This window comes from Kitasatospora sp. NPDC002543, from assembly GCF_053594915.1.
Window position 1 is genome coordinate 45,771 of record NZ_JBSFWR010000035.1, and the last position, 26,644, is coordinate 72,414.

The following is a 26,644-nucleotide window of genomic DNA, read 5'->3' on the forward strand; positions in this document are numbered from 1 at the left end:
GTTCCGGCGGTGGCGGGCGGTCAGCCGCGGGCCAGCCGGTCGTAGAGGGCGCCCAGGTCGCGGGCGACCCGGGCGATGTCGTAGTGGCCGACGGCCGGGGGGTGCGGCAGCGGGCCGGCGATGTGCCCGCTGAGCGGCCGCAGGTCGCGCAGCGCGGCGGCGTAGGCGGCGGCCTCGGAGGGCACGCGGCGGGCCTGGGGGGCGGCGCCGGGCGGCAGTTCGTCGAGCGCCGGGCAGGCGCTGTACCGCACCGGCAGCCCGGCCGCGAGGCCCTCCAGCACGCCCAGGCCGAAGGTCTCCGCGGTGGAGGGGGCGGCCAGCACGTCCAGGGCGGCCAGCAGCCGGGGCACGTCGTCGCGCTCCCCGGCGAGCACCAGGCGGCCCCGCACGCCGAGTTCCTCGGCCCGGCGCTCCAGCGCGGCGCGCTCCGGGCCGGCTCCGACGAGCACCAGCCAGGTGGCCGGGTCGAGCTCGGCGAGCGCCTCGACCAGGACCTCGAAGCGTTTGCCGGGCACCAGCCGGCCCACCCCGCCGATCACCCAGCTCCCGTGCGGCAGGCCCAGCTCGGCCCGCAGCCGGCGGCGGGTGGCGGTCCGTTCGGCGGGCGCGAGGCGGTACCGGGAGGACTCGATGCCGTTCGGGATCAGCTCGATCCGGGCCGCCGGGACGCCCCAGGAGCGCAGCGTCTGGGCGACCTGGCGGGAGACCGCGACGGTGGTGCTGCCGAGCCGTTCGGCCGCCAGGTAGAGGCCCTTGACCCCCCGGGTGACCGGGCGGCCCTCGATCACCCCGGCGTGCAGCGAGTGCTCGGTGGAGACCACCGCGCGCACCCCGGCCAGCCGGGCGGCGGTCCGGCCGTACAGCTGCGCCCGGTAGAGGTGGGTGTGCACCAGGTCGTAGCGGCCGGCCCGGACCAACCGGACCAGTCGGGGCAGCGCGCCGAGGTCCCGGTTGCCGCGCATGCCGAGGTGGTGGACGGTGACGCCGTCGGCGCGCAGCGCGGCGGCGACCGTGCCGGGGTTGGTCAGGGCGAGCACCTCGCACTGCTGGTGTGCCGGCAAGTGCCGCAGCAGCAGGTGGAGTTGGCGCTCGGCGCCGCCGGCGGCCAGACCGGTGACGATGTGCAGCACCCTCATGGCCGGTGCTCCCGACGGGTGTGGCGCAGCTCGGTGATGGTGTCGCGCAGCCGGTGCCGGCCCCGCTTGGCGCGCAGCCGCCAGGCGCCGTCGCGGTCGCCGACGTAGCAGCGGGGCAGGGCGAAGCGGCCGGTGAGCGGGGAGTGCGCGATGGCGCAGGCGTGGTCGTACCCGGCGTCGCGCACGGCCAGGGCGGCGGCGAGGTCGACGGCGCCGTACGGGTAGCAGAAGCCGGTGACCCGGCCGCCGACGGCCTCCTCCAGCAGCCGCCGGCTCTCCCGGGCCTGGACGGCGAGGGCCTCGGGCGGCAGGCCGGGCAGCGCCCGGTGGCCGAGGCCGTGCGAGCCGATCTCCCAGCCGGCGGCGGCGAGTTCGGTGACCTCCTGGACGGTGAGCAGCTGCTTGCGCGGGCCTTCGGTGTCCCAGTCGTTGTCCCGGCCGAGCAGGTCGGCGACCACGTACGCGGTGGCGGTGAAGCCGTACGCCTGGAGGATCGGCACCGCGTACCGGGCGAAGTCGGCGTAGCCGTCGTCGAAGGTCAGGCCGACCAGTCCGGCGTCCCGGCCGAGGGCGCGGGCCCGCATCAGCTCGCGGACGGAGACGCCGCGCCGGCCGCTCCGGTGCAGCCAGGCGATCTGTTCGGCGAACCGATCGGGGCTGACGGTGAGCCGGTAGGGGTCCTCCTTCTCGACCGCCACCGAGTGGTACATCAGGATCCACGGCGAGGCGGCGCCGGGGAGCGGCGGTTCGTCGAGCGGGTGGGGGCTCCTGGGCGGTCGCGCCCGGTCCGGCGGCGCGTCGGCCGAACGGACGGTTCCCCGTTCATTGTCCATGGGGACGCTTCCCTTCTTCGGCGGCGGTTGGCGGGTTCCGCCCGGGCCCCAGGGCCCGGGCGGCGGCGAGGACCGGGCCGCGCACCTCGCGGGCACCGAGCCCGGTGCCGAGGGCGGCGAAGGCCAGCACCACGACGAGGCCCCCGAGGAGGGTCGCGAGCAGGGGGTCGGCGGCCAGTCCGGCGCCGGCGGCGCCGAGCACGGCGGCCCCGGCGGCGGCGGCCACCAGTCGGCCGTGGCCGCCGAGGACCCGGTTCAGACGCAGCGGGATGCCGCGCAGCACCAGTCCGCGCAGCAGCAGCGCGGCGGCGGCGGTGATGCCGGCCGCGTTGCCGGCCGCCAGCCCGAGGGCGCCGAACCGGGGCGTGGCGAGCAGGCCGGTGGTGACGGTGACGCCGAGGCCGAGCACCATCGCGGCGGCCGGGTACCAGTCCAGCAGCGGGCGGCGGCCCTCCTCGGGGCCCGGGTCGTCGGCCCGGCGGACCACCGGGCACAGCGAGAAGTACGGGCGGATCATCACACCGATCAGCGCCTGGGCAGGCAGGCCGAAGCTGTACACCCGGATGACGGCGGCGGTGGCGGCGGTGTCGTGCGGGCCGAAGGCGCCGCGCTCGAACAGCAGCGACACCACCGAGGGGGCGCAGGCCATCAGGAAGGCGGTGCCGAGCAGGACGACCGCCGCCGCCTGGCCGAGGTCCTTCTCCACCCGGTCGCGGGCGGCGGTGAGGTCCCCGGCCGCCAGCGCCCGGGCGACCAGCGGGAAGGTGACGGTGCAGATCAGGATGCCCGCCGTCATGGCGAGTTGGGAGACCTTGGCGGCGTAGTTGAGGTGCGAGATGGTACCGGGCGGCAGGGCCGAGCCGAGGTAGCGCTCGACGAAGACCTGGGACTGGCGGGTGAGCGTGAAGGCGGCCACCGGCAGCAGGGCGAGCGGCATCAGCACCAGGGCCCGGCGCGAGCGGCGGCCGCGGCCGGCGCCGGGCGGGCCCTGGCCCAGCCGGCGCAGGAAGGGGCCGACCAGCAGGCCGGCCATCAGCAGGCTGCCGGCCGCGACGCCGAGGGCGGCGGAGCGCACGCCGAGGTGGGAGTGGAGGCAGAGCAGGACGGTGAGGATGCCCAGGTTGTAGGCGACGTAGATGCCGGCCGGGGCGGTGAAGCGGTGGTGGGCGCGCAGTGCGGCGGCCAGGTAGCCGGCCACCCCGAAGGGCAGCACGGTGACCGCGGTGATCCGGGTGCAGGTGACGGCGAGCGCGGGGTCGGGGAGGCCGGGGGCGAGCAGTCCGACCAGGTGCGGGGCGCCCAGGGCGACGGCCAGGGCGAGGCCGCTGAGCGCCAGCAGCAGCCAGGGCAGGGTGGCGCGGACCAGCTGGCGGACCGGGTCCGGGGCGTCCGGGTCCTCCTCGCGCAGCACCAGGGCGAGGGCGAAGGCGGGCACCATGAGGAACGACATGGCGTCCTCGATCAGCAGCGGCGCCGCGGTCTCGGGGACGGTCCAGGCGACCAGGAAGGCGTCGGTGCCCTGGTTGGCGCCGAAGTAGCGGGCCAGCAGGAGGTCGCGCAGCAGGCCGAGGCCGGAGCCGGCGGCGCTGAGCACGGCGGTGATGCCGAAGGCCTTCGCCAGGAAGCCGCGCCGCGGGGCCGGGTGGGGTTCGGCGGGAGGCTCCTCGGCGGGGACGGCGCCGCGTGGGGCCGGGAGGGCGGAGGGGGCGACGGCGGCCGGCCGTTCGGTGGTCACCGGGCCGCCCCGGTGACCACCGGCCCGGCGGCGGGGTGCGCGGGGCGGTGCGCGGCCGCGCGGGCGGCGAGGCCGAGGACGACGGAGGTCAGCACGGTGGTGGTGCCGCCGATGTCGGCGTACAGGAAGTCGGACAGCACCCAGGTGAGCAGGGCGAGTGCGGCGAGCCCCGGGCCGTGCCGGTGGCGCAGGCAGCCGAGCAGCAGGGCGAGGAAGAGCGCGGCGTAGGCCGTGATGCCGATCAGGCCCTGCTCGCTGAGCACCAGGAAGTACATGTTGTGCGGGGAGAGCAGCGGTTCGCGCTGGAAGCCGATGGTGGCGTCGGCGGCGTCGCTGCCGGAGGACAGCCGCAGCGGGGCGTGGCTGTCGCGCAGTTGCTGGAAGGCCTTGGGTCCGGCGCCGAGCACGGGGTGGTCCTGCCAGATCCGTCCGGCGGTGGACCACAGGTCGTACCGGTCGGAGACGGACTGGTCGGGGGCGGCGGAGACGGAGCCGATGGAGCCGAGCCGCTTGGTGACGCCGGAGCCGCCGAGGCCGAGGCCGCCGACCAGGACGACCACGGCGGCCAGGCCGAGGACGGCGCCGCGCACCAGCAGCCGGGCGTCGGCGCGCAGCAGCAGCACGGTGGCGGCGAGGCCGGTGGCGATCCAGCTGCCCCGGCTGAACGAGACGGCCAGTGGGAAGGCGAGGAAGGCGGCGGAGGCGAACATCGCGCGGCGCAGGCGGGCGTTGCCCTCGGCTCCCCGCTCGGCGAGGCCCAGGGCGAGGGCGGCGAGCAGCCCGTAGCTGACCACGCTGGACATCGCCATGATGTCCAGCGCGCCGAAGGTGCCGACGGCCCGGATCGGCTGGCCGGTGTAGGAGGCGCCGGTGTGGGTGAGGTACTGCTTCGCGCCGACCACGCCCTGGATCAGCGCGGCGAGCACGAAGGAGCCGAGGACCAGGCGCTGGTCGGTGCGGTCACGCAGGGAGCAGAGGACGGCGGCGGGGACCAGGACGAACACCTGGGTGAGCCGGACGAACCCGGTGACACTGGCCGCAGGGTCGATCGAGCCCACGGTGGCGACGGCGGCGGCGACCACGATCCCGCCGAACAGGACGCAGGTGGTGCGGTCGATCGCGGGCAGGCGTCCGCGCAGCAGGTTGAGCCCGGTGAGGGCGACCAGCGCCAGCGAGGCGAGGTCGGCGGCGGTGACGTGGACGGCCGCGGCGACGTCCTTCTCCCCGGTGGGCACGCAGACCAGCAGGACGGTGGCCGCGGCCAGCGGGCTGGTGCGCTCCGCGAGCGCGGGCAGGGCCCGGCGTAACGCCGGGCGGGGGAAGGCGGGCAGGGTCAGGGCCACGCGCGGTCAGCTCCCGTCCGGGTGGAGCATGATGACCGCGGTGCGGCACAGGATCTTGACGTCCTGCCAGAGGCTCCAGCTCTCGATGTAGCGGTTGTCGAAGCGGGCCCGGTCCTCGATGGAGGTGTCCCCGCGCAGGCCGTTGACCTGGGCCAGCCCGGTGAGGCCGACCGGGACCCGGTGGCGGTCCGCGTACTCGGGGTAGGCCTGGCCGAACCGCATGACGAAGTAGGGCCGTTCGGGGCGCGGCCCGACCAGGCTCATGTCGCCGCGCAGGACGTTCCACAGCTGGGGCAGCTCGTCCAGCGAGCTCCTGCGCAGCAGCCGGCCGACGACGCCCATCCGGTGGTCCTGGGCGATGTTCCAGCGGGTGGCGGACTCGTGCTCGTTGCTCGGACGCAGGGTGCGGAACTTGAGGACGGTGAAGACCCGGCCGTCCAGGCCGGTGCGCTGCTGACGGAAGAGCACCCCGGGGCCCGTGTCGAAGCGGACGGCGAGGGCGCAGAGCGCCAGGACGGGGGCGAGCAGCAGCAGGCCCACGGAGGCGACGGTGATGTCCAGGGCGCGCTTGACGGCCCAGCCGGGGCGGCGCATCGCGGGGCGGCCGACCCGTAGACAGGGGAAGCCCCACAGGTGGTCGGCGTCGGCGGTCGGGGCGGCGGGCAGCGAGCCGTACTCGCGCAGGGCGGGCACCAGCCAGACCTGGCAGCCGAGCCGGGCGGCCTCGCGCAGGGTGGCGGCGGTCTCGGCCTCGTCGGCGGCACCGGCGGTGGCGATCACGTGCTGGACGCCGTGCCGGCGCACCTCGCGCTCCAGCGCCTCGCGGCCGCCGAGCACCGGCGGGTCGGCGTCGCCGGGCAGCAGCGGCGGGTCGGCGTCGAGGAAGCCGACCGGGCGCATCCCGTACTCGCCGTGCTCGCGCAGGGCGGTGGCGATCCGGCGGCCGAGCCGGCCGGCGCCGAGGACCAGGACGGGGCTGGGGCGGCTGCGGCGGATCCGCCGGACCAGGTGGTAGAGGACGCCGCGGCCGACGGCCGCGATCAGCAGCTGGGTGCCGAGCAGGACGGTGAGCCGGGCCGGACCGGCCGGACCGCAGTCGGGCCAGTGGCCGCCGAGGCAGCCGGACAGGGTGACGGCGAAGGCGGTGGCGACGACGGCCCGGGCGGCCAGCGCGGGCAGTTCGTCCAGGACGGACAGGGTGAGCCGGGAGCGGTAGAGGCCGCCGGCCAGGTTGAGCAGGAGCAGCAGGGGCAGGACGGCGGGGACGCCGAGCAGCGGGTCGAGCGGGGCGGCCGGGTCGAAGGCGCGGTTGGCGATGCCGCCGGCGGTGCACAGCGCGATGACGTCGGCCTGGACCAGGGCGAGCGACAGGGCCAGCCGGGAGCGGACCGGCCCTCGCGAGCGGCGCGGCGGGGGAACCGCCCGGGGGGTCGCCGCTCCGGCCGGCCGGTCGAGCAGGCCGGTGCCGGGCCGGCGGGGGCCGGACAGGGCTCCACCCGATCGCGGCACACTGTCGTGGTCAATGGTCATCAGCGCACGATCTCCCCTGCTGTGTGCCCGGGGTGGCGGTGCCCCGGCACCGGCTGGCGCGGGGCGGCCGTCCCGGCCCGGTGGGCGCGGTCCTGACATCGCCTGCTGCCGCTCAGGGCATTCGGATGTCCGGCGGCGGGGCCGATCGCTGGGGGACCGGTCAGGAAGAAATCGGTCATGCGAAGCTCAGCCGTGAATTTCCGGCGTGAAATCTGAACGAAGCAGGCAAAATCCGACAATACCGAACCGGGCCGTACAGGACGGAAGTTGACTTGCCGTTTCATTCCAGCCGCCCATTAATAGTTATTTCGGATTTGACGCCTCGCTTCCGTATCCGGTCGAGGACGCGAATACGACAACGCCGGAAACGGCGGGCATTCACGGCATGTGAAACGATCAGATCCGCTCCGGGACACGGGCCCGGCGGCGCCCCGACGCCGGTCCGGCGCCCAGCAGATGGCGATAGAGGACGTCCACCTGTTCGACCACGGTGCGCACGTCGTGCCGGCCGACCACGTGGTCGCGCAACCCGGCACCGCGCCGCTCGCATTCGATCGGATCCGACAGCGCGTCCCCCATTCGGGTGGCGAGGGCCCGCGCGTCCTCGGGCGGGACGATCGCGTGCGCGAGCTCGGCCGGCGGCAGGCACTCCCGGGCACCGGGCACGTCCGTCAGCAGCACCGGCCGGGCCGCCGCCATCGCCTCCAGCGGGGCCAGCGCCATCCCCTCCCAGCGCGAGGGCAGCACCACCAGGTCGGCCGCCGCCAGCCACGGGCGCGGATCCGGCACGTCCCCGACCAGCCGGATCCGGGCGGGCTCGGCGGTCCGCCGGACCAGCTCGGCCACCCGCTGCTCCTCCGGCCCGCCGCCGACCAGCGCCAGCCGGGCCCGCGGCGCCCGGCGCAGCACCTCCGGCCAGGCGGCCAGCAGCACGTCCTGGCCCTTCTGCCGGCACAGCCGCCCGACGCACACCGCGAGCGGGGCGTCCAGGTCCAGGCCGAGCGCGATCCGGGCGGCCCGGCGGTCGGCGGGCGCGTAGTGGCGCACGTCCACGCCGTTGGGCACCACCGCCCAGTCGGCGTGCACCCCGGCCGCCACGCCGTCGGCCCGCTCCTGGACGCTGACGCACAGCAGCCGGTGCGACCAGCGGGCGGCGAAGCGCTCCCAGCGCAGGGTGGCGGCGGCCAGCGCGCCGTCGACGGCGGCGAAGGACCAGGCGTGCGGCTGGAAGACCGTCGGCACCGTGCCGCGCACCGCGAGCCGCCCGGCCAACCCGGCCTTGGCGCTGTGCAGGTGGACCACGTCGGGCGCGGCCGCGCGGACGATCCGGCGCAGCCTCCAGGCCTCGGCGGGGAGGCCCGGGCCGGGCGGGCGCCGGGCGGGCCAGTCCTGGACCAGCGCGCCCACCGCGGCGGCCTCCTCGGCCAGCCGTCCGCCGCGCGGGCAGGCGACCAGCACCCGGTGCCCGGCCTCCCGCTGACCCCGGACCAGATCGGCGACGACGCGGGCGACCCCGCCGTCCACCGGCTGTGAAATGTGAAGGATCGTCATATGCACGGCGGCGAGCCTAGGGTGGCTCACCGGCGCCGGACGGCCCCCGTCACCCGCAGGTGGCGGTTCGGCCACCCGTACGGCTTTCGGCTCGTACGGGAGACCGAGCCGCTCGAATTCCCGGGCGATTCGACCGCTTCGATGGATCTACGCGCGCGAATCGCGCGGTTGGCGATTCCGGCGCCCGGGAGGTCCCGGCGGACCGGGACGGGCCTCGGTGAGGCTCAGCGGACCCCGATGAGGCTCAGCGGACCTCGGCGGCGAGGTTGGCCAGCACCTGGTCGTGGATCCGGTTCAGGCCCTTCGGGGCGAAGGTACGCTCGAAGAAGCCCCCGATGCCGGTGGCGCCCTGCCAGGTCGTGTTCACGGTGACCTTGGAGCGCCCCTCGCCGGCGGCCGCGACGGTCCAGGTGATCACCATGCTGGAGTTGGCGTCCTTCTCCACCAGCTGGTCCGGCTGGGGCGCGGACACGGTGAACAGGCAGTCGCGCACCCGCTTCTCGGTGGCCTGGAGCTTCCAGTGCACCTGGGTGCCGGCACCGGTGCCGCCGACCCGCACCTCGTACTCGCTGTACTGCGCGGGCAGCAGCTTCGGGCGGGTCACCTGGTAGTCGGCCAGCGCCTCGTACACCCGCTCGGGGGCGGCGTCGTAGACCCGCTCGGTGGTGGCCTGCACCTGTCCCATGACCTTGCTCTCCTCATGTGGTGGGAACCGCTCTGTCCGGCTAGCCAATCACAGGCTCACGCCCGCGACGCGGCGGGATAGGGTGGCCGGTGTGCTCGATCTGGTGACTGCAGTGCGCTACGTCGACCCGCTGCGGGCCGGCGGTTCCGTCCCCGGTGTGGTGGAGACCGACGACCTGGGAACGTACGTGGTCAAGTTCACCGGGGCCGCGCAGGGCCGCAAGGCGCTGATCGCCGAGGTGATCGTCGGCGAGCTGGCCCGGCGGCTGGGCCTGCGGGTGCCGGAGCTGCGGCTGGTGGACTTCGACCCGGCCGTCGCCGCGGACGAGCCGGACGCCGAGATCCAGGACATGCTCAAGGCCAGCGCCGGCCTCAACCTCGGGATGGACCTGCTGCCCGGCGCACGGGACTTCCGGCCGGGAATGATCGCGGTGGACTCGGCCGAGGCGGGCCGGGTGGTCTGGCTGGACGCGCTGACCGGCAACGTCGACCGCACCGTGCACAACCCCAACCTGGTGGTCTGGCACGGCCGGCTCTGGCTGATCGACAACGGCGCCGCGCTGATCTTCCACCACCGCTGGGCGGGCGCCGGGTCGGCGGTCGGCAAGCGGTACGACCTCAGCGCGCACGCGCTCGGCGGCTCGGCCCCGGACGTCCGGCTGGCCGACGAGGAGCTCGGACCGCTGGTCACCGTGCCGCTGCTGGAGGAGGTGGTGGCGCTGGTCCCGGACGAGTGGCTGGCCGACGAGCCCGGCTTCGACTCGGTGGACGCCGTCCGGCACGCCTATGTCACCCACCTGGCCGCCCGGGTGGTGCTCTCGGAGGAGTGGCTGCCGGAGGGCTTCGCCACCCCCGACCAACTGCGCGAGGCGGAGCGGCGGCAGGCGGCCCGGACCAGGGCCGGGCGGCCCGCCTGGCTTCGGGAGGTGCCGGACCTGCACGGCAAGCCGTCGGTGGAGACGGTCTGGGAGCACCACTTCGACGAGGGCTGACCGGGCCCGGGCGCGGCCCGGTCGGTGCCGTCCGCCCGCGATCGCCGGGCGACTTCCGGGCGGCCGCAGGGTGATCGCGGGGCGACCGCCGACGAGCGGTCGGTGCCAAAACGCGACCGGGGAGCGGGACCCCGTGGGCCCGCTCCCCGGTACTGCCGTTCCTACCGCTTCCTACTGTTCAGAGGTGTCCGCGGTCAGCGCGTCAGCGCCACCACTGGACCGCCTTCTCGGCGTTGACCAGGCCCGCGCCGTAGAAGCCGTTGTCGTTCGTGGTGCCCTCGCAGGTGGCCTTCCACGCACCGGCACCGCCCGGGTTGAACTCGCCGGTCGGGCACGGGACGGACTCCGCGTGGCTGGTCAGCATCTCGGTCAGCTCGTCCGGGCTGGCCCACGGGAAGGTGCTGGCCAGCAGCGCGACCACACCGGCGACGTGCGGGGTGGCCATCGAGGTGCCCTGCATGTAGCCGTACTTGCCACCGGGGATGGTGGACAGGATGCGGCCGTCCTTGTCCGGGGTGTTCGGGATCTGGAAGCGGCGGTCACCACCGGGGGCGGTGACGGAGACGACGCCCTTGCCGTAGCTGGAGTAGTACGACTTGATGCCGTCGGAGCCCACCGCGGAGACGGCGACGACGCCGGGCAGCTCGGTCGGCAGCGACAGGCAGTCGTTGGTGACCGGGCGGGTCACCGGGGTGGTGTCGTCCGGGCTGGCCACGTCGACGGTCTTGTGCGCCAGGTCGAGGTTCTCGTTGCCCGCGGCGGCGACGTTGAGGACGCCCTTGCGCTGCGAGAAGGCGACGGCCTTGCGGACGGCGTCCGAGATGGCCGCCTGGTCCTTGTCCGTCTTGCAGTTGAACATCCACGGGTCGACGAAGTAGCTGTTGTTCGTCACCTTGAAGTTGTGCTCGCCGGCCCACACGAAGCCGCAGATCGCGTTCTCCGCGTAGATCATGCCGGCGTCGTCGACGACCTTGACGGCGGCCAGCTTGACGCCCGGCGCGACGCCGACGACGCCCTTGCCGTTCTTGGCGGCGCCGATGGTGCCCGCCACGTGGGTGCCGTGGTCGCTGGTGGTCGGCTGCCAGGCCTTCCAGTCGGTGTTCGTCCTGCCGTCGATGCAGGAGACCGACTGCGAGGCGTCCACGTTGGCGGCCAGGTCCTCGTGGGTGGCGTCGATGCCGGAGTCCAGCACGCCGACGGTCACGTTGCGGCTGCCGAGCGAGATCTTGTGGGCCTTGTCGGCACCGATCTGACGCATGTCCCACTGGTAGGCGCCGTAGGGCTCCTCGCCCGGAGCGGCCGCGACGGTCGGCTCGGCGGCGACGTCGGCCTTGCCCTGGTCGGAGGCCTGGATGCCCTTGGTGCGGCTGGCGCCGACCGAGTCGACACCCTTGGCCAGGCGCAGCTTCTCGGCGAACTTGGTGTCGGTCGAGCGGGCGACCACGACGCCGACCTGCTCGTACGACTGGACCACGGTGCCGCCGAGACCGGTGATGGCCTTCTCGACCTTCTGCACCTGGCCGTGGTTGGCCTTGGTGTTGACGATGTAGCTCATCAGCGGACCGGTCGTCGAGTCGGCCGAGGGGGCCGCGACGGCGGTGCCGGCCGGCAGCGCGAGGGCGCCGGCGGTGGCGAGCACGACGCCCACTGCCGCGTACCGGGTACGGCTGATCCGAGGAACACGCATGAGGGTTGGCCTCCCGAGTCGTCAGGCGGCAGCTGCGGTGGGCAGGTGCGCTCTGGGAATGACCGGGACGCTAATGAATATTTGCTTATAAGCGCAAGAGGTAGTCATCTAATCGTCACATCTTGACCAGGAACCGGGGTTACGGCCACCCCGGGATCAACAAGGAAACAGAGGTCAAGAGTGTTAAAAAGTGATGGTTCGCCGACGTGCGGCCACGACCGCCACGACCACGGCCACCAGCGCGGATCGCACCGCTACAACGCGTACAACCGACGCGCGTTGTCCCCGCCAACCAGCCGCGTCACCCGCTCGGCGTCGGCCGCGGAGCAGGCGCCGTCGGCCAGCCAGTCCGCGAGCAACACACCCAGTCCGTACCGGAACTGACAGGTGCCCACCAAATACAGTTCGGGAAGCCCGTAGGCGTCGGTGGAGAAGAGCATTTTCCCGAACGGGGCCAGCTCCAGCATCTCGCCCAGCACCGCGGCCACCCGCGGGCCGGTGTAGGAGGCCGTCAGCCCGAGGTCGGTGTACACCGTCGGGAAGGCCTGGGCCAGCCAGGCGGCCTGCCGGTGGTACGGGTAGCCGTGCAGCAGCACCAGCGGGACACCGCTGGGCTCGGCGGCCCGCACGAAGTCCGTCAGCAGGGACGGATCGGCCCGGTGCAGGGTGAGGTCCGGATCCCCGAAGCCGGTGTGGAGTTGGAGCGGCAGGCCGAGGTCGGCGCAGACGTCCACGGCCGTCCACAGCAGGTGGTGCAGCAGCACCGGGTCGGCCGGCCGGTCCGACCCGGCCCGCAGATGGGCACCGGCCGCGGCCACCACGGCGGCGGTGGAGGGGCGTTCGGCCGGGACGGCCAGGCCGTGCCGGTAGGCGAGCACCGACTTGACCGCGACGGCCCCGGCGGCGGCCGATCCGAGCGCCTGCGCGACGGCCCGCGGCCAGTCACCGGCGCCGGACGCCACCGCCCCGGCGACCGACTCCAGCCGGACCACCTCGCGCACCGACGCCCCGGCGGCCTCGGCGAGCCCGGCAGGCGGCAGCAGCTCCTGGCCCGCGGCGGCGGTCAGCCCGGTGTCCACCAGGAGGGTGTCCAGCCCGGCCGCCGCCAGCAGCCTCCCGGTGGCCTCGGCCGCGCCCAACTCCCGCCGCCGGGCCAGGTAGTCGGCGGCCGGGGTGTGCGCGGGCAGGCCCAGCGCGGGCGGGCACCAGCGCCGCACCGCGAGGCCCAGCGCGCTGTCGAAGGGCGAACAGCCGGGAGCGGGCGGCCGGTCGGACTCGGTGAGCAGCCCGGCCAGGGCCTCGTCGGTGAGCTCGGCCGCCACCACGCTGTGGCAGTGGTGGTCGACCAGCGAGGGCTCCTGCGGCCGGGCCATGGTCAGTACCGCCAGCGGGTGGCCGCGACCAGCTCCTCGGGCGTGACGGCCGCGCTCTGCTCCTGCTCCGCCCGGCGCACCGCCAGCACCGCCTGGAAGAGCGGCTCCCCGAGCGCCTCGCGCAGCACCGCCGAGCGCTCGTACGCGGCGATCGCCTCGGCCGGGCCCGTCGGCAGCCGGGGCACCGTGCCGGGCTCGGCGGCCGCCGGATCCCCGGTGAACTCCAGTGGCAGCGCGCGGCGTTGGTCCAGCCCGGCGAGGCCGGCCGCGATCACCCCGCCGACCGTCAGGTACGGGTTGCCGCTCGCGTCGAAGCACTTGACCTCGGCGTTGGCGGCGGCGGACCGCTCACCGGTGGAGCCCGTCACCAGGCGCAGCGCGGCCTCCCGGTTCTCCAGGCCCCAGCACTGGTAGGCGCCGGCCCAGTGCGAGGGCACCAGCCGCAGGTACCCGGCCGGGCTGGAGCAGCCCAGCACCAGCAGCTCGGGCAGCGCGTCGAGCACTCCGGCGAGGAAGCCCTCGGCCTCGGCCGTCAGGCCGTGCGGGCCGGGGCCGCCGTGGCCGAGGTTGCGGCCGTCCCGCCAGAGGCTGACGTGCAGGTGCCCGCCGTTGCCGACGCCGCCCGCCTCGACCACCGGGGCGAAGGAGACCCGCAGGCCGTGCCGGGCGGAGACGGCCCGGACGGTGTGCCGGACCAGCACGGAGGTGTCGGCGGCGGCGACCGGGCCCTCCGGGGCGACCGAGACCTCGAACTGGCCCGGGGAGTACTCGGGGTGGATCTGGAGGACGCTCAGCCCCTGCCGGTCGAGGGCGCGCAGGACGTCGCGCAGGTAGTCGGAGAGGTCGGTGACCCGGTGCATCCCGTACGCGGGGCCGTGCGTCGGGTACTGCGGCTCCTCCCCCGGGGCGCCGGCCAGCGCGACCGTCCACTCGACCTCGATGCCGGCCTTGAGGCTCAGGCCGCGGGCGGCCGCCACGGCCCGGGCCCGGCGGGCGAACAGCCGCTGGCAGCCGGGGTGCGGGGTGCCGGCCTGGGTGTACCTGTCCCCCGGGGCCCAGGCCCAGCCGGGCTGGGCGGCCAGCGGGACGATCCGGTCGAGGTCCGGGTAGAGCCTGAGGTCCCCGGTGGGGCCGCCGATGATCGGGCTGGTGGTGATCCCGTCGTCGGCGAGGAAGACGTCGAAGCAGGGCGCGGTGCCGACGCCCCACTGCGCGGCGTGCACCAGGCCGCCGAGCGGCACGGCCTTGACCCGGGTGATGCCGGCGTTGTCCACCCAGGTGACGGCCACCGCCTCGACGGCGTCGGTGCGCAGCCGGTCGACGGCCTGCTCGGCGCGCGCGGCCCGCTCGGCGCGCGGCGGCAGCGCGACGGCCGCCGCCGCGGCGGCGGCGAGCCGTTCGGCGGTGACGGGCGGCTCGGCGGGACCGGGCGCGGTGGGGCCGTCGGTGGCGGTTCCGGTGGTCATGCCCTCATGCTGCCCAGCCGGCCGGGGCCGGCTAACTCCCCTATCGGGTGGTCCCCTTGGCCGCCCCGTTCACCCGTTCACTCGTTCGGGCAAGAACCGGGTTCCCGCCGGCCGCCCGCCCGCGGTCCCGGGCGGGTTTCCGCCCACGCCCCCTTCCTACTCGCGAGTAGCTTCGCTACAGTGGCCGGACGCACCACCGCCGGGCCTCGGGAGCCGCACCGGCGGGGCCCGCGGTCGCCGTGTCTCCGGCGCCCGCCCGGTGCGCTTTCACCGGCCGGTGCCGCGGATCGCGGCGGGTCGGATCCCCCCTCGTATCAGAGCCGCTTCCTTCACCCTCGAGCGCCTGAGCACCACGGCACATCCGCAGTTCGGCCGGAGCGGACCGGCCGCTGCACCGGTGCGCCGCACCCCGTCATCTCCCCAGCCCCCGCGCGTGGACCCTCCTCTGGCGGCGGCCGCCCCCGGCGCACGGGCGCGGCGGCGTGCCCGCCGGAGCACGCGCGGGCCCTTCAGGACTAGGAGTCAGGACAATGGAGCGTCCCTTCCCCGCCGTCGCCGTCGTCGGCCTCGGCACGATGGGTGCCGGCGTCGCGGTGGCGGTCGCCAAGAGCGGCCGCCGGGTGATCGGCATCGAGGCCACCGAGGACTCGGCCGCCCGGGCGCTGGCCCGGATCGAGGAGGCCACCGCGCACGCGGTGGACCGGGAACGGCTGACCGCCGAGGAGCGCACCGGGCTGCTGGCCCGGATCTCCGTCGGCCACGAGCTGTCCGCCGCCGCCGGCGCGGACCTCGTCATCGAGGAGGTGCCCGAGCAGCTGGAGCTGAAGCGGGAGGTGTTCGCCGAGCTGGACCGGATCTGCCCCGAGACCACCGTGCTGGCCACCGGCACCACCGCGCTGTCGGTGACCCGGATCGCCGCGGCGACCGGCCGTCCGGAGCGGGTGCTCGGCCTGCACTTCTTCAACCCGGTGCACGGCATGAAGCTGGTCGAGGTGGTCCGCACGGTGCTGACCTCCCCGCGGACCGCCGAGGACGCCGCCGCCTTCGCCCGCGACCTCGGCAAGGAGCCGGTCGCGGCCGGCGACCGGGCCGGCTTCGTGGTGAACGGCCTGCTGTTCGCCTACCTGAACCAGGCCGCCGCGATGTTCGAGTCCAAGTACGCCTCGCGGGAGGACATCGACGCCGCGATGCGCCTCGGCTGCGGCCTGCCGATGGGCCCGCTGGCACTGCTCGACCTGATCGGCATCGACACCGCGCGCACCGTGCTGGAGGCGATGTACGAGCAGTCCCGGGACCGCCTGCACGCGCCCGCGCCGATCCTCGGCCAGCTGGTCGCGGCCGGGCTGCTGGGCCGCAAGACCGGGCGCGGCTTCTACACCTACGAGGCGCCCGGCTCGTCCCGGGCCGTGGACGCGGCCACCGGCCCGGCCCGGCCCGCGGTGCCCGGCCGAGAGGTGCGCACCGTCGGCGTCTGCGGCTCGGGGACGATGGCCACCGGCATCGCCGAGGTGTTCGCCAAGGCCGGGCACCCGGTGCTGCTGGCCGCCCGCAGCCAGGCGAAGGCCGACCGGGCCAAGGCGCAGCTGGCCCGGTCCCTGGAGCGCTCGGTGGCCAGGGGCCGGCTGTCCGACGGGCAGCGGGACGCCGCGCTGGCGCTGGTGACCCCGGTCGGCCGGTACGCCGAGCTGGCCGAGGTCGACCTGGTGGTCGAGGCGGTCGCCGAGGACCTGGAGGTCAAGCGGGAGCTGTTCGCCACCCTGGACAAGATCGTCAGGCCGGGCGCGGTGCTCGCCACCACCACCTCCTCGCTGCCGGTGATCAGCTGCGCGACCGCCACCTCGCGGCCGCAGGACGTGATCGGCATGCACTTCTTCAACCCGGCGCCGGCCATGAAGCTGGTCGAGGTGGTCTCCACCGTGCTGACCGCGCCGGACGTCACCGCGACCGTGCTGGAGCTGACGGCCCGGGTGCACAAGCACCCGGTGGAGTGCGGCGACCGGGCCGGCTTCATCGTCAACGCGCTGCTCTTCCCCTACCTGAACGACGCGGTGCGGATGCTCCAGGAGCACTACGCGACGGTGGACGACATCGACACCGCGATGAAGCTCGGCTGCGGCTACCCGATGGGCCCGTTCGAGCTGTTGGACGTGGTCGGCCTGGACGTCTCGCTGACGATCGAGCAGGTGCTGCACCAGGAGTTCCGCGAGCCCGGCCTGGCCGCCGCTCCGCTGTTGGAGCACCTGGTCGCGGCGGGCTGCCTGGGCCGCAAGACCGGTCGCGGCTTCCGCGACCACGCGCGCCGGTGACCGTGCCGCAGGCCGGGGGCGGCCCGTACGAGCTTCCGTACGAGCCGCCGTACGAGCCGCCGTTCGGGCTCCCGCCGTCCGGTCCGCCCGCCGCGCAGCCGCACGGTTCCGCGTCCGCGGCGGCTGCCCCGCGCCCCGGCTGGAGCCCCGGGACGGTGCCCTCGCGCTGGCCCCGCCCGGCCGTGACCGGACCGGTCGCACCGGTACGACGGGGAAGGGCCGCGGCCCCGCCGTCCGGGCCGTGTAGCGTTCCGGACATGGATCGGGTTCAGTCAACCTCCCCGCAGCACCCCGCCGGGCCGCACGGCGGCGCCGACCGGACCGCCTCCTCGACCGGGGGCACCGGGCCGGAAGGCGGGCCGGGCAGCCGCCGGGCGGCGGCCCAGCGCCAGCAGATGCGCCAGGACCTGGCCACGGCCGCGATGGAGCTGTTCGCCTCGCAGGGCTACGAGGAGACCACGGTCGACCAGATCGCGGCCGCCGCCGGGGTGGCCCGGCGCACCTTCTTCCGGTACTTCCGGTCCAAGGAGGAGGCGATCTTCCCGGACCACGACGACACCCTGGTCCGGGTGGCCGACCTGCTGGCCAGCGCGGAGCCGGAGGAGCACCCGCTGGACGTGGTCTGCCGCGGCATCAAGGAGGTGCTGCGGATGTACGCCTCCACCCCGGGGGTGTCGGTGGCGCGGTACCAGCTGATCCGTCAGGTCCCGGCGCTGCGCGAGCGGGAGATCGCCGTGGTGGCCCGCTACGAGCGGCTGTTCACCCGCTACCTGCTGGGGCGCTTCGACACCGGCGAGTCCATCCCGACCGGCTGGCAGCGCGGCGGCGAGGACGACTCGATGCTGGCCGAGGTCTCGGCGGCGGCGGTCGTCGCGGCGCACAACCACGTGCTGCGGCGCTGGCTGCGGGCGGGCGGCCGGGGCGACGTGGAGGCGCAGCTGGACCACTCCTTCGAGGTGATCCGGCGGACCTTCTGGGCCTCCAGCGCGCCGGGTGCCAGACGGCGGGGATCGGTGGTGGCACCGGGTGCCACTGGGGCCGCGGGGGACGTCGGGGCGGAGAGCGCACTGAGTGCCAGCCCCGGAGGTGAGGTGCTCATCACAGTCGCCAGGACGGACGCTCCACTGGACGTCGTGGTGGACAGCATCCGGGCCGCCCTGAGTGGCGCCAGGCCGTCGTAAGCACGGTATTCACGCAGGTCAGAGCGGTTCGAAAGGCCCGCGCCGCACGTTCGGCGCGGGCCTTTCGCATGCCCGCGCAACGCGCGTCACGCCGCCCCGGAAGCCGTCGGAATTCCTGGCACCCGGTGTCTTTACGAGTGGCACAGGGTGCCACTACCTTGTTACTCACCAGTCGCGGCGCCGCGGCTCCCCACCTCGGCGCGCCGTCGTCCGGCGTTCCCACACCCCGGGAGCAGAGCCAGCACGGCCCGGTCCACCCCGGGCTCCCCGCCTGACCCGCCCACCACCCATCTCAGCGAAGCCGGTGTCCGCTCCCGGCTCCCCCAGACGCCCTGTGACCCTCGCACAGGTACGCCTTCGGAGGCAGCCATGCAGGAAATCCTCGACGCGATCCTCAGCACCGACAGCACGTCGGCGGACTTCGCGGCGATCAAGCTCCCCGAGTCCTACCGGGCGGTCACGCTCCACAAGGACGAGGAGCAGATGTTCGCCGGCCTCGACAGCCGCGACAAGGACCCCCGCAAGTCCCTTCACCTCGACGACGTCGCCCTGCCCGAGCTGGGCCCCGGCGAGGCCCTGGTCGCCGTCATGGCCAGCGCGGTCAACTACAACACCGTCTGGAGCTCGATCTTCGAGCCGGTCTCCACCTTCGGCTTCCTGGAGCGCTACGGCCGGCTGTCCCCGCTGACCAAGCGTCACGACCTGCCGTACCACGTGGTCGGCTCCGACCTCTCCGGCGTGGTGCTGCGCACCGGCGCCGGGGTCAACGCCTGGAAGCCGGGCGACGAGGTCGTCGCACACTGCCTCTCGGTCGAACTGGAGTCCGCGGACGGCCACAACGACACGATGATGGACCCGGAGCAGCGCATCTGGGGCTTCGAGACCAACTTCGGCGGCCTGGCCCAGCTGGCCCTGGTGAAGACCAACCAGCTGCTGCCCAAGCCCAAGCACCTCACCTGGGAGGAGGCCGCCTCCCCCGGCCTGGTCAACTCCACCGCCTACCGCCAGCTGGTCTCGCGCAACGGCGCCGGCATGAAGCAGGGCGACAACGTGCTGATCTGGGGCGCCAGCGGCGGCCTCGGCTCGTACGCCACCCAGTACGCGCTGGCCGGCGGCGCCACCCCGATCTGCGTGGTCTCCAACGACCAGAAGGCCGAGATCTGCCGCGCCATGGGCGCCGAGGCGATCATCGACCGCTCCGCCGAGGACTACCGGTTCTGGAAGGACGAGAACACCCAGGACCCGCGCGAGTGGAAGCGCCTGGGTTCGCGGATCCGCGAGTTCACCGGCGGCGAGGACGTGGACATCGTCTTCGAGCACCCGGGCCGGGAGACCTTCGGCGCCTCGGTGTACGTCACCCGCAAGGGCGGCACCATCGTCACCTGCGCCTCCACCTCCGGCTACATGCACCAGTACGACAACCGGTACCTGTGGATGTCGCTCAAGCGGATCGTCGGCTCGCACTTCGCCAACTACCGCGAGGCCTTCGAGGCCAACCGCCTGATCGCCAAGGGCAAGATCCACCCGACCCTGTCCAAGGTCTACTCCCTGGCGGAGACCGGACAGGCCGCCCTGGACGTCCAGCACAACAAGCACCAGGGCAAGGTCGGCGTGCTCTGCCTGTCCCCCGAGGAGGGCCTGGGCGTCACCGACCACGAGCTGCGCGAGAAGCACCTGCCCGCCATCAACCTCTTCCGTGAGCTTGACGAGCGGACCATCCGACCGAGCCGGAACGTGTGAGCCCCTCGATGACCGAACCCCAGAAGCGCGACCGCCCCTGGCTGATGCGCACCTACGCCGGCCACTCCACCGCGAGCGACTCCAACGCGCTCTACCGGCGGAACCTGGCGAAGGGCCAGACCGGGCTGTCCGTCGCCTTCGACCTGCCGACCCAGACCGGCTACGACTCCGACCACGTCCTCGCCCGCGGCGAGGTCGGCCGGGTCGGCGTCCCGGTCGGGCACGTCGGCGACATGCGCACCCTGTTCGACGGCATCCCGCTCGAACGGACCAACACCTCCATGACGATCAACGCCACCGCGATGTGGCTGCTGGCGCTCTACCAGGTGGTCGCCGAGGAGCAGGGCGCGGACGTCGCCGCGCTCACCGGCACCACCCAGAACGACATCGTCAAGGAGTACCTGTCGCGCGGGACGCACGTCTTCCCGCCCGGCCCGTCGGTGCGGCTGATCACCGACATGATCGCCTACACGGTCGGCAACATCCCCAAGTGGAACCCGATCAACATCTGCAGCTACCACCTGCAGGAGGCCGGGGCGACGCCCGTCCAGGAGATCGCCTACGCGATGTGCACCGCCATCTCGGTGCTCGACGCCGTGCGCGACTCCGGCCAGGTGCCGGCCGAGCGGATGGGCGAGGTGGTCGCCCGGATCTCCTTCTTCGTCAACGCCGGCGTGCGCTTCGTCGAGGAGATGTGCAAGATGCGCGCCTTCGCCCGGCTGTGGGAGAAGGTCACCCGGGAGCGCTACGGCGTCACCGACCCCAAGCAGCGGCGCTTCCGCTACGGCGTCCAGGTCAACTCGCTCGGCCTGACCGAGGCCCAGCCGGAGAACAACGTCCAGCGGATCGTCCTGGAGATGCTGGCCGTCACCCTCTCCAAGGACGCCCGCGCGCGGGCCGTCCAGCTGCCCGCCTGGAACGAGGCGCTCGGCCTGCCCCGGCCCTGGGACCAGCAGTGGTCGCTGCGCATCCAGCAGGTGCTGGCGTACGAGTCGGACCTGCTGGAGTACGGCGACATCTTCAACGGCTCCGAGGTGATCGGCGCCAAGACCGACGAGCTGCTGGCCGGCGCCGAGGCGGAGATCGCCAAGGTGCTGGAGATGGGCGGGGTGATTCCCGCCGTCGAATCCGGTTACCTGAAGTCCAACCTGGTCTCCTCGCACGCCGCCCGCCGGGCCCGGATCGAGTCCGGCGAGGACAAGATCGTCGGGGTGAACTGCTTCGACACCACCGAGCCGAGCCCGCTCACCGCCGACCTCGACACCGCGATCATGGTGGTCGACCCGGCCTCCGAGCAGTCCGTGCTCGCCGCCCTGGAGGCCTGGCGCGCCGAGCGCGACGAGGCCGCCGCCCAGGAGGCGCTGGCCGGGCTCAAGGCCGTCGCCGCCACCGAGGCCAACCTGATGCCGGCCACGCTCGCCTGCGCCCGGGCCGGCGTCACCACCGGCGAGTGGGCCTTCGCCCTGCGCGAGGTCTTCGGCGAGTACCGCGCGCCCACCGGCGTCGGCGGCGCCCCCGTCGCGGTGGCCGCCGAGCCCGGCGGCGAGCTGGAGCAGGTCCGCGCCGCGGTCGCCGCGACCGCCGCGGAACTGGGCGCCGGCAAGCTGCGCCTGCTGGTCGGCAAGCCCGGCCTGGACGGGCACTCCAACGGCGCCGAGCAGATCGCCGTGCGCGCCCGCGACGCCGGGTTCGAGGTGGTCTACCAGGGCATCCGGCTGACCCCGGAGCAGATCGTCTCCGCCGCCGTCGCGGAGGACGTGCACTGCGTGGGCCTGTCCATCCTCTCCGGCGCGCACAGCGAACTGGTGCCCGACGTCCTGAAGCGGCTGCGCCGCGCCGGGGTGGAGGATGTCCCGGTGATCGTGGGTGGCATCATCCCGGCAGCGGACGGCGAGGCCCTCAAGGCCGCCGGCGTCGCCGCCGTGTTCACCCCGAAGGACTTCGGCATCACCACCATCATCGGCCGGATCGTGGACGAGATCCGGCTGGCCAACAAGCTCCAGCCGTGGACGCCCGCACCGACCGCGGCCACGAACTGACCAGCTGACCAGCTGACCACTGGGAAGGGACCCTCGATTCTCATGACCCCCGTCAACCGCCTGCGCCCGCGCCGCTCCTGCCTCGCCGTGCCGGGCAGCAACCCGCGCTTCCTGGAGAAGGCCCAGGGCCTGCCGGCCGACCAGGTCTTCCTCGACCTGGAGGACGCCTGCGCCCCGCTGGTCAAGGAGAGCGCGCGCCACAACATCGTGGACGCCCTCAACAACGGCGACTGGGGCGGCAAGACCCGCGTCGTGCGCGTCAACGACTGGACCACCCACTGGACCTACCGCGACGTGATCACCGTGGTCGAGGGCGCCGGCCCCAACCTCGACTGCATCATGCTGCCCAAGGTGCAGGACGCCGAGCAGGTCAAGGCGCTCGACCTGCTGCTCACCCAGATCGAGAAGACCATGGGCTTCGAGGTCGGCCGGATCGGCATCGAGGCGCAGATCGAGAACGCCAAGGGCCTGATCAACGTCGACGCCATCGCCGAGGCCTCGCCCCGGCTGGAGACCATCATCTTCGGCCCCGCCGACTTCATGGCCTCCATCAACATGAAGTCGCTGGTCGTCGGCGAGCAGCCGCCCGGCTACAACGCCGACGCGTACCACTACATCCTGATGCGCATCCTGATGGCCGCCCGCGCCAACGACCTCCAGGCGATCGACGGCCCCTACCTCCAGATCCGCAACCAGGAGGGCTACCGCGAGGTCGCCCGCCGCTCGGCCGCCCTCGGCTTCGACGGCAAGTGGGTGCTCCACCCGGACCAGGTCGCCGCCGCGAACGAGATCTACTCGCCCGCGCAGGAGGACTACGACCACGCCGAGCTGATCCTCGACGCGTACGACTACTGCACCTCCGAGGCGGGCGGCGCCAAGGGCTCCGCGATGCTCGGCGACGAGATGATCGACGAGGCCAGCCGCAAGATGGCGCTGGTCGTCGCCGGCAAGGGCCGGGCCGCGGGCATGCAGCGCACCACCAAGTTCGAGATCCCGGAAAGCTGAGGGCCCACGGCATGCAGTTCGGACGCACCTACGAGGAGTTCGAGGTCGGCGCGGTCTACCGGCACTGGCCCGGCAAGACGGTCACCGAGTACGACGACCACCTCTTCTGCCTGCTCACCATGAACCACCACCCCCTCCACATGGACACCAACTACGCGGAGAGGACGACCGACTTCGGCAGGAACGTCGTGGTCGGCAACTACGTCTACTCGCTGCTGCTCGGCATGTCCGTCCCGGACGTCTCCGGCAAGGCGATCGCCAACCTGGAGATCGAGTCGCTGCGCCACGTCGCACCGACCTTCCACGGCGACACCCTCTACGGCGAGACGACCGTGCTCGACAAGTGGCCGTCCAAGTCCAAGGACGACCGCGGCATCGTGTACGTCGAGACCAAGGGGTACAAGCAGGACGGCACGGTCGTCTGCGTCTTCCGCCGCAAGGTGATGGTGCCGACCGCGACGTACGTCGAGGAGCGCGGCGGCGAGCAGCCCGGCCGTCCGACCCCGCTCTCCTGAGCCGTCCCGCCTTCCGCCGCTCCCCTTTTATAGGGGGCCTCCTCCCACGGACGGCCCCCTCGGCAGACCCCGGACGGGCAGGCCGCCGTCATCGGCCGCGCCCCACCCGGAACGGGGGCCCTGCTGCCGCAGCCACGCCGGCAGGGCCCCCGCAATCCCCCCCCCCGGGGATTCCCCGACTTTCCGCAGACCCTCAGACCTTTCGGAGCCGCACGATGGGACGCCTCGCACAGACCGACGGCCTCACCGAGATCCAGCGGGACATCCTCGCCACCGTGCGGGATTTCGTCGACAAGGAGATCATTCCGGTCGCGACCGAGCTGGAGCACAAGGACGAGTACCCGACCGCCATCGTCGAGGGGATGAAGCAGCTCGGCCTGTTCGGCCTCACCATCCCCGAGGAGTACGGCGGCCTCGGCGAGTCGCTGCTCACCTACGCCCTGGTGGTCGAGGAGATCGCCCGCGGCTGGATGTCGGTCTCCGGCATCGTGAACACCCACTTCATCGTGGCGCACATGATCAACGCCCACGGCACCCAGGAGCAGAAGGACCACTTCCTGCCGAGGATGGCCGCGGGGGAGATCCGCGGCGCCTTCTCGATGTCCGAGCCGGGCCTGGGCTCCGACGTTTCGGCCATCTCCACCAAGGGCGTCAGGGACGGCGACTCCTACGTCCTCAACGGCCAGAAGATGTGGCTCACCAACGGCGGCACCTCCACCCTCGTCGCGGTCCTCTGCAAGACCGACGAGGGCGGCAGCTCCCCGTACAAGAACATGACCACCTTCCTGATCGAGAAGACGGCCGGCTTCGGCCCGAACCCGACCGTGCCCGGCCTGACCGTGCCCGGGAAGATCGAGAAGATGGGCTACAAGGGCGTCGACACCACCGAGCTGGTGCTCCAGGACGTCCGGATCCCGGCGGACCGCGTCCTCGGCGGCGTCCCGGGCAAGGGCTTCTACCAGATGATGGACGGCGTCGAGGTCGGCCGCGTCAACGTCGCCGCCCGCGGCTGCGGCGTCGCCCGGCGCGCCTTCGAACTGGGCATCTCCTACGCCCAGCAGCGCTCCACCTTCGGCAAGAAGATCGCCGAGCACCAGGCCATCCAGTTCAAGCTCGCCGAGATGGCCACCAAGGTCGAGGCCGCCCACCAGATGATGGTCATGGCCGCCCGCAAGAAGGACGGCGGCGAGCGCAACGACCTCGAGGCCGGCATGGCCAAGTACCTGGCCTCCGAGTACTGCAAGGAGGTCGTCGAGGACGCCTTCCGCATCCACGGCGGCTACGGCTTCTCCAAGGAGTACGAGATCGAGCGCCTCTACCGCGAGGCCCCCATGCTGCTCATCGGTGAAGGAACTGCGGAGATCCAGAAGATGATCGTCGGCCGCCGGCTCCTGGAGGAGTACCGGATCGCCGACTGATCCCCGGTCGCCCGCCGACGGACCGCGTCGCCGGGCGACCCCCTCGAACCGCCGGTCGACGGGCGTGCGGGCCCGTCCCGGCGGAGCGCCGTGCCCCGTCACGGGCCCGGCCTGGTCCGCCTGGGTCCGGCACGGCCTCCAGGAAGCGGCCGCAGGGCGTACAGCTGCAACGACGCGCCCTGCGGCCGCTTCCGCACACCCGCTTCCGTCCGCAACGTCCGTTCCGTGCGCCGGGTTGCGCCGGCGCACCCGTTGAGACAAGAGTCACCAGCCCTGTCCGGTCCCTTGGGAACCGGACCGGGTCGAGCTACGGTCGTAGGAGTGGACGCGCACACGCGCCGCCACCGGACACATGAACGAGCAGGCGGGTTGCCCACCCACCGTGTGCTCCCGATAGCATCCACCGGGACAGCAAGCCGTCCCTCTATTACCGATCCCGCGGTGGCCCCCGTCCAGCGGCCATGATCCCCCGCGACAAAGGTCTTCGATGCCCATCAGCCCGTCCCCTCACACCTCCGTCACGGACCGCGATGCCCTCGCAGCCCCGACGGCCGGTCGGCGACCCCGCGTGACCATCGCGCGCGGAGCCACCCCCTGGTTCGTCCCCACCCTCGCCACGGCCGCCGTGACCACCGCCCTCACCCGGCGCAGCGGCAAGTGGGCCCTGGCGGCGGTACCGGCCTGTGCGCTCAGCGCGGGCATGCTGTGGTTCTTCCGCGACCCCGAGCGTGAGGTCGGCACGGGCAGAGTGATCTCCCCCGCCGACGGCGTGGTGCAGAGCATCGACGCCTGGCCGGACGGCCGCACCCGGGTCGCCATCTTCATGAGCCCGCTGAACGTCCACGTCAACCGCGCGCCCCTGCCGGGCACGGTGACGTCGGTCGAGCACGTCGCGGGCGGCTTCGTCCCCGCGTTCAACAAGGACAGCGACCAGAACGAGCGGGTCGTCTGGCACTTCGACACCGAGCTCGGCGACATCGAGATGGTCCAGATCGCGGGGGCCGTGGCCCGCCGGATCGTGCCGTACGTGGACGCCGGAACCAAGGTCGAGCAGGGCGACCGGATCGGCCTGATCCGGTTCGGGTCCCGGGTCGACACCTACCTGCCGGCCGGCGTCGAGGTCGGCGTCGAGGTCGGCCAGAAGACCACAGCCGGGGTGACGCGCCTTGACCGTGACTGATCCTGAGACAATCGTCGGCCTGGACGACGAGGAGACGGCCCTGCGCCGCCGCCGCTGGGCGCGCGACCGCGAGCTGCGCGCCCCGCGCTCTCCCCAGCACCTGTCCACCGCCGACTTCCTGACCCTGGGGAACGCCGTCTGCGGCTTCCTCGCGATCTACTCGATCACCACCGGGGTCCTGGTCCCGCACATCACCAACCCGGACGCCGCTCCGGACCGGCACAGCGCCGCCACCGCGGTCACGCTGCTGCTGATCGGCTCGATGTGCGACCTCTTCGACGGCCTGGTGGCGCGCAAGCTGCGCTCCTCCGCCCTCGGAGCGGAACTGGACAACCTGGCGGACCTGATCAGCTTCGGCATCGCGCCGGCCTACTTCGTCGCGGTCTGGGGCATGGTCTCCCAGGGCTCCAACAGCAAGCTGTCGGCGCTGATCGCCATCACGGTGCTGCTGGCGGTGGTCCTGCGGCTGGCCCGCTTCTCGGCCGTCAAGATGCGGCCCGGGGTGTTCCAGGGCATGCCCTGCCCGATGGGCGCCATGACGGTCATCGCCATCGTGCTGCTCGACCCGCCGTTCCTGCCCGGGCTGCTCGCCATCTTCGGCGCCGCGTACCTGATGGTCAGCCGGATCGAGTACCCGAAGCCGCAGGGGCTGCTGGCCACCGCCACGCTGTGCTGGGTCGTCGTCGCGATCGGCTGCCTGGCCGCCTGGGCGACCGGGCTGCCCGGTGGTGACACCCTGATGCACGTCGGCGCGTTCGCCCAGATCACGCTCGCCGCGATGGCGCCGCTGCTGGTCATCCGCCGCAAGGTGGGGCAGAAGGTCGGCGACGTCCGCGCCCGGCGGGCGGAGTCGCGGCTCGGCTGAGAGTCCCGTTCGGCATTCCGGCCTCACGGCACGGGGAAGGGCCCGGAACCTGATGGTTCCGGGCC

The 26,644-nt window shown here is 73.5% G+C and carries 20 protein-coding genes; 10 read left to right on the forward strand and 10 right to left on the reverse strand.

The genetic code is table 11. The features are described from left to right. Positions 1 to 20: 20 nt before the first annotated feature. The 7 genes from ACWD4P_RS17170 to ACWD4P_RS17200 form a co-directional block, all read right to left on the reverse strand. Positions 21 to 1,136, reverse strand: coding sequence for a glycosyltransferase (locus ACWD4P_RS17170; RefSeq protein WP_449780130.1), 1,116 nt, complete (start codon positions 1,134 to 1,136; stop codon positions 21 to 23). Further along, positions 1,133 to 1,969, reverse strand: coding sequence for a polysaccharide deacetylase family protein (locus tag ACWD4P_RS17175; protein WP_449780131.1), 837 nt, complete (start codon positions 1,967 to 1,969; stop codon positions 1,133 to 1,135). Before ACWD4P_RS17175 ends, ACWD4P_RS17170 begins: the two co-directional genes overlap by 4 nt. Next, entirely contained in the window at positions 1,959 to 3,704 is a 1,746-nt protein-coding gene (locus ACWD4P_RS17180) for a lipid II flippase MurJ (protein WP_449780132.1), read from the reverse strand. The genes ACWD4P_RS17175 and ACWD4P_RS17180 overlap by 11 nt, the downstream gene beginning before the upstream one ends. Beyond that, complete coding sequence (locus tag ACWD4P_RS17185) at positions 3,701 to 5,047, reverse strand: O-antigen ligase family protein (protein ID WP_449780133.1); 1,347 nt, start codon at positions 5,045 to 5,047, stop codon at positions 3,701 to 3,703. Before ACWD4P_RS17185 ends, ACWD4P_RS17180 begins: the two co-directional genes overlap by 4 nt. Positions 5,048 to 5,053: 6 nt before the next feature. Next, positions 5,054 to 6,577 (reverse strand): sugar transferase, encoded by a 1,524-nt coding sequence (locus ACWD4P_RS17190; RefSeq protein ID WP_449780134.1) that lies wholly within the window; start codon positions 6,575 to 6,577, stop codon positions 5,054 to 5,056. A 396-nt stretch (positions 6,578 to 6,973) separates the two neighbouring features. Then, positions 6,974 to 8,128: a glycosyltransferase gene (locus tag ACWD4P_RS17195; RefSeq protein WP_449780135.1), complete on the reverse strand. Its 1,155-nt coding sequence runs from the start codon at positions 8,126 to 8,128 to the stop codon at positions 6,974 to 6,976. A 244-nt stretch (positions 8,129 to 8,372) separates the two neighbouring features. Then, positions 8,373 to 8,813 carry an SRPBCC family protein gene (locus ACWD4P_RS17200; RefSeq protein ID WP_449780136.1) on the reverse strand — a complete coding sequence of 147 codons (441 nt, stop codon included), beginning with the start codon at positions 8,811 to 8,813 and terminating at the stop codon, positions 8,373 to 8,375. A 91-nt stretch (positions 8,814 to 8,904) separates the two neighbouring features. On the opposite strand from ACWD4P_RS17200, the gene ACWD4P_RS17205 reads away from it, so the two are divergent. Continuing rightward, positions 8,905 to 9,804, forward strand: coding sequence for a HipA family kinase (locus ACWD4P_RS17205; protein ID WP_359825471.1), 900 nt, complete (start codon positions 8,905 to 8,907; stop codon positions 9,802 to 9,804). A 202-nt stretch (positions 9,805 to 10,006) separates the two neighbouring features. On the opposite strand, the gene ACWD4P_RS17210 is transcribed toward ACWD4P_RS17205, so the two are convergent. From ACWD4P_RS17210 to ACWD4P_RS17220, 3 genes are all read right to left on the reverse strand, one after another. Next, a complete protein-coding gene (locus ACWD4P_RS17210) occupies positions 10,007 to 11,491 on the reverse strand; it encodes a S8 family peptidase (RefSeq protein ID WP_359825469.1) in 1,485 nt (494 codons plus the stop codon). A 254-nt stretch (positions 11,492 to 11,745) separates the two neighbouring features. Next, positions 11,746 to 12,864 carry an amidohydrolase family protein gene (locus tag ACWD4P_RS17215; protein WP_449780137.1) on the reverse strand — a complete coding sequence of 373 codons (1,119 nt, stop codon included), beginning with the start codon at positions 12,862 to 12,864 and terminating at the stop codon, positions 11,746 to 11,748. A gap of 2 nt (positions 12,865 to 12,866) precedes the next feature. Continuing rightward, positions 12,867 to 14,330, reverse strand: a complete 1,464-nt coding sequence (locus tag ACWD4P_RS17220) for a glutamine synthetase (RefSeq protein WP_449780138.1) — start codon at positions 14,328 to 14,330, stop codon at positions 12,867 to 12,869. 530 nt (positions 14,331 to 14,860) lie between these two features. Between ACWD4P_RS17220 and ACWD4P_RS17225 the strand changes: the two genes are divergently transcribed. The 9 genes from ACWD4P_RS17225 (at position 14,861) to ACWD4P_RS17265 (ending at position 26,579) form a co-directional block, all read left to right on the forward strand. After that, the gene (locus tag ACWD4P_RS17225; protein ID WP_449780139.1) at positions 14,861 to 16,636 is read left to right on the forward strand and encodes a 3-hydroxyacyl-CoA dehydrogenase family protein; all 1,776 of its coding nucleotides are present in this window, start codon (positions 14,861 to 14,863) and stop codon (positions 16,634 to 16,636) included. A gap of 257 nt (positions 16,637 to 16,893) precedes the next feature. Next, positions 16,894 to 17,817, forward strand: coding sequence for a TetR family transcriptional regulator (locus ACWD4P_RS17230; RefSeq protein ID WP_449780140.1), 924 nt, complete (start codon positions 16,894 to 16,896; stop codon positions 17,815 to 17,817). A gap of 369 nt (positions 17,818 to 18,186) precedes the next feature. Further along, on the forward strand, positions 18,187 to 19,557 hold the full coding sequence (ccrA, locus tag ACWD4P_RS17235) for a crotonyl-CoA carboxylase/reductase (protein ID WP_359825457.1): 1,371 nt from the start codon (positions 18,187 to 18,189) through the stop codon (positions 19,555 to 19,557). Positions 19,558 to 19,565: 8 nt separating this feature from the next. Further along, the gene (locus ACWD4P_RS17240; RefSeq protein ID WP_359825455.1) at positions 19,566 to 21,596 is read left to right on the forward strand and encodes a protein meaA; all 2,031 of its coding nucleotides are present in this window, start codon (positions 19,566 to 19,568) and stop codon (positions 21,594 to 21,596) included. Positions 21,597 to 21,638: 42 nt separating this feature from the next. Further along, positions 21,639 to 22,601, forward strand: coding sequence for an HpcH/HpaI aldolase/citrate lyase family protein (locus ACWD4P_RS17245; RefSeq protein ID WP_359825452.1), 963 nt, complete (start codon positions 21,639 to 21,641; stop codon positions 22,599 to 22,601). A gap of 11 nt (positions 22,602 to 22,612) precedes the next feature. Then, entirely contained in the window at positions 22,613 to 23,116 is a 504-nt protein-coding gene (locus ACWD4P_RS17250) for a MaoC family dehydratase (protein ID WP_359825449.1), read from the forward strand. A 215-nt stretch (positions 23,117 to 23,331) separates the two neighbouring features. Beyond that, positions 23,332 to 24,534: an acyl-CoA dehydrogenase family protein gene (locus ACWD4P_RS17255; RefSeq protein ID WP_449780141.1), complete on the forward strand. Its 1,203-nt coding sequence runs from the start codon at positions 23,332 to 23,334 to the stop codon at positions 24,532 to 24,534. Between the two features lie 487 nt (positions 24,535 to 25,021). After that, on the forward strand, positions 25,022 to 25,714 hold the full coding sequence (locus ACWD4P_RS17260; protein WP_402405705.1) for a phosphatidylserine decarboxylase: 693 nt from the start codon (positions 25,022 to 25,024) through the stop codon (positions 25,712 to 25,714). Then, positions 25,701 to 26,579 carry a CDP-alcohol phosphatidyltransferase family protein gene (locus ACWD4P_RS17265; protein WP_374119977.1) on the forward strand — a complete coding sequence of 293 codons (879 nt, stop codon included), beginning with the start codon at positions 25,701 to 25,703 and terminating at the stop codon, positions 26,577 to 26,579. Before ACWD4P_RS17260 ends, ACWD4P_RS17265 begins: the two co-directional genes overlap by 14 nt. Positions 26,580 to 26,644 lie beyond the last annotated feature (65 nt).

Coding starts and splice junctions, on each gene's coding strand:
- ACWD4P_RS17170 (WP_449780130.1), bottom strand. CDS start 1,136: ATGAGGGTGCTGCACATCGTCACCGGTCTGGCCGCCGGCGGCGCCGAG.
- ACWD4P_RS17175 (WP_449780131.1), bottom strand. CDS start 1,969: ATGGACAATGAACGGGGAACCGTCCGTTCGGCCGACGCGCCGCCGGAC.
- ACWD4P_RS17190 (WP_449780134.1), bottom strand. CDS start 6,577: ATGACCATTGACCACGACAGTGTGCCGCGATCGGGTGGAGCCCTGTCC.
- ACWD4P_RS17195 (WP_449780135.1), bottom strand. CDS start 8,128: ATGACGATCCTTCACATTTCACAGCCGGTGGACGGCGGGGTCGCCCGC.
- ACWD4P_RS17200 (WP_449780136.1), bottom strand. CDS start 8,813: ATGGGACAGGTGCAGGCCACCACCGAGCGGGTCTACGACGCCGCCCCC.
- ACWD4P_RS17210 (WP_359825469.1), bottom strand. CDS start 11,491: ATGCGTGTTCCTCGGATCAGCCGTACCCGGTACGCGGCAGTGGGCGTC.
- ACWD4P_RS17215 (WP_449780137.1), bottom strand. CDS start 12,864: ATGGCCCGGCCGCAGGAGCCCTCGCTGGTCGACCACCACTGCCACAGC.
- ACWD4P_RS17220 (WP_449780138.1), bottom strand. CDS start 14,330: ATGACCACCGGAACCGCCACCGACGGCCCCACCGCGCCCGGTCCCGCC.
- ACWD4P_RS17225 (WP_449780139.1), top strand. CDS start 14,861: ATGGAGCGTCCCTTCCCCGCCGTCGCCGTCGTCGGCCTCGGCACGATG.
- ACWD4P_RS17230 (WP_449780140.1), top strand. CDS start 16,894: ATGGATCGGGTTCAGTCAACCTCCCCGCAGCACCCCGCCGGGCCGCAC.
- ccrA (WP_359825457.1), top strand. CDS start 18,187: ATGCAGGAAATCCTCGACGCGATCCTCAGCACCGACAGCACGTCGGCG.
- ACWD4P_RS17240 (WP_359825455.1), top strand. CDS start 19,566: ATGACCGAACCCCAGAAGCGCGACCGCCCCTGGCTGATGCGCACCTAC.
- ACWD4P_RS17245 (WP_359825452.1), top strand. CDS start 21,639: ATGACCCCCGTCAACCGCCTGCGCCCGCGCCGCTCCTGCCTCGCCGTG.
- ACWD4P_RS17250 (WP_359825449.1), top strand. CDS start 22,613: ATGCAGTTCGGACGCACCTACGAGGAGTTCGAGGTCGGCGCGGTCTAC.
- ACWD4P_RS17255 (WP_449780141.1), top strand. CDS start 23,332: ATGGGACGCCTCGCACAGACCGACGGCCTCACCGAGATCCAGCGGGAC.
- ACWD4P_RS17260 (WP_402405705.1), top strand. CDS start 25,022: ATGCCCATCAGCCCGTCCCCTCACACCTCCGTCACGGACCGCGATGCC.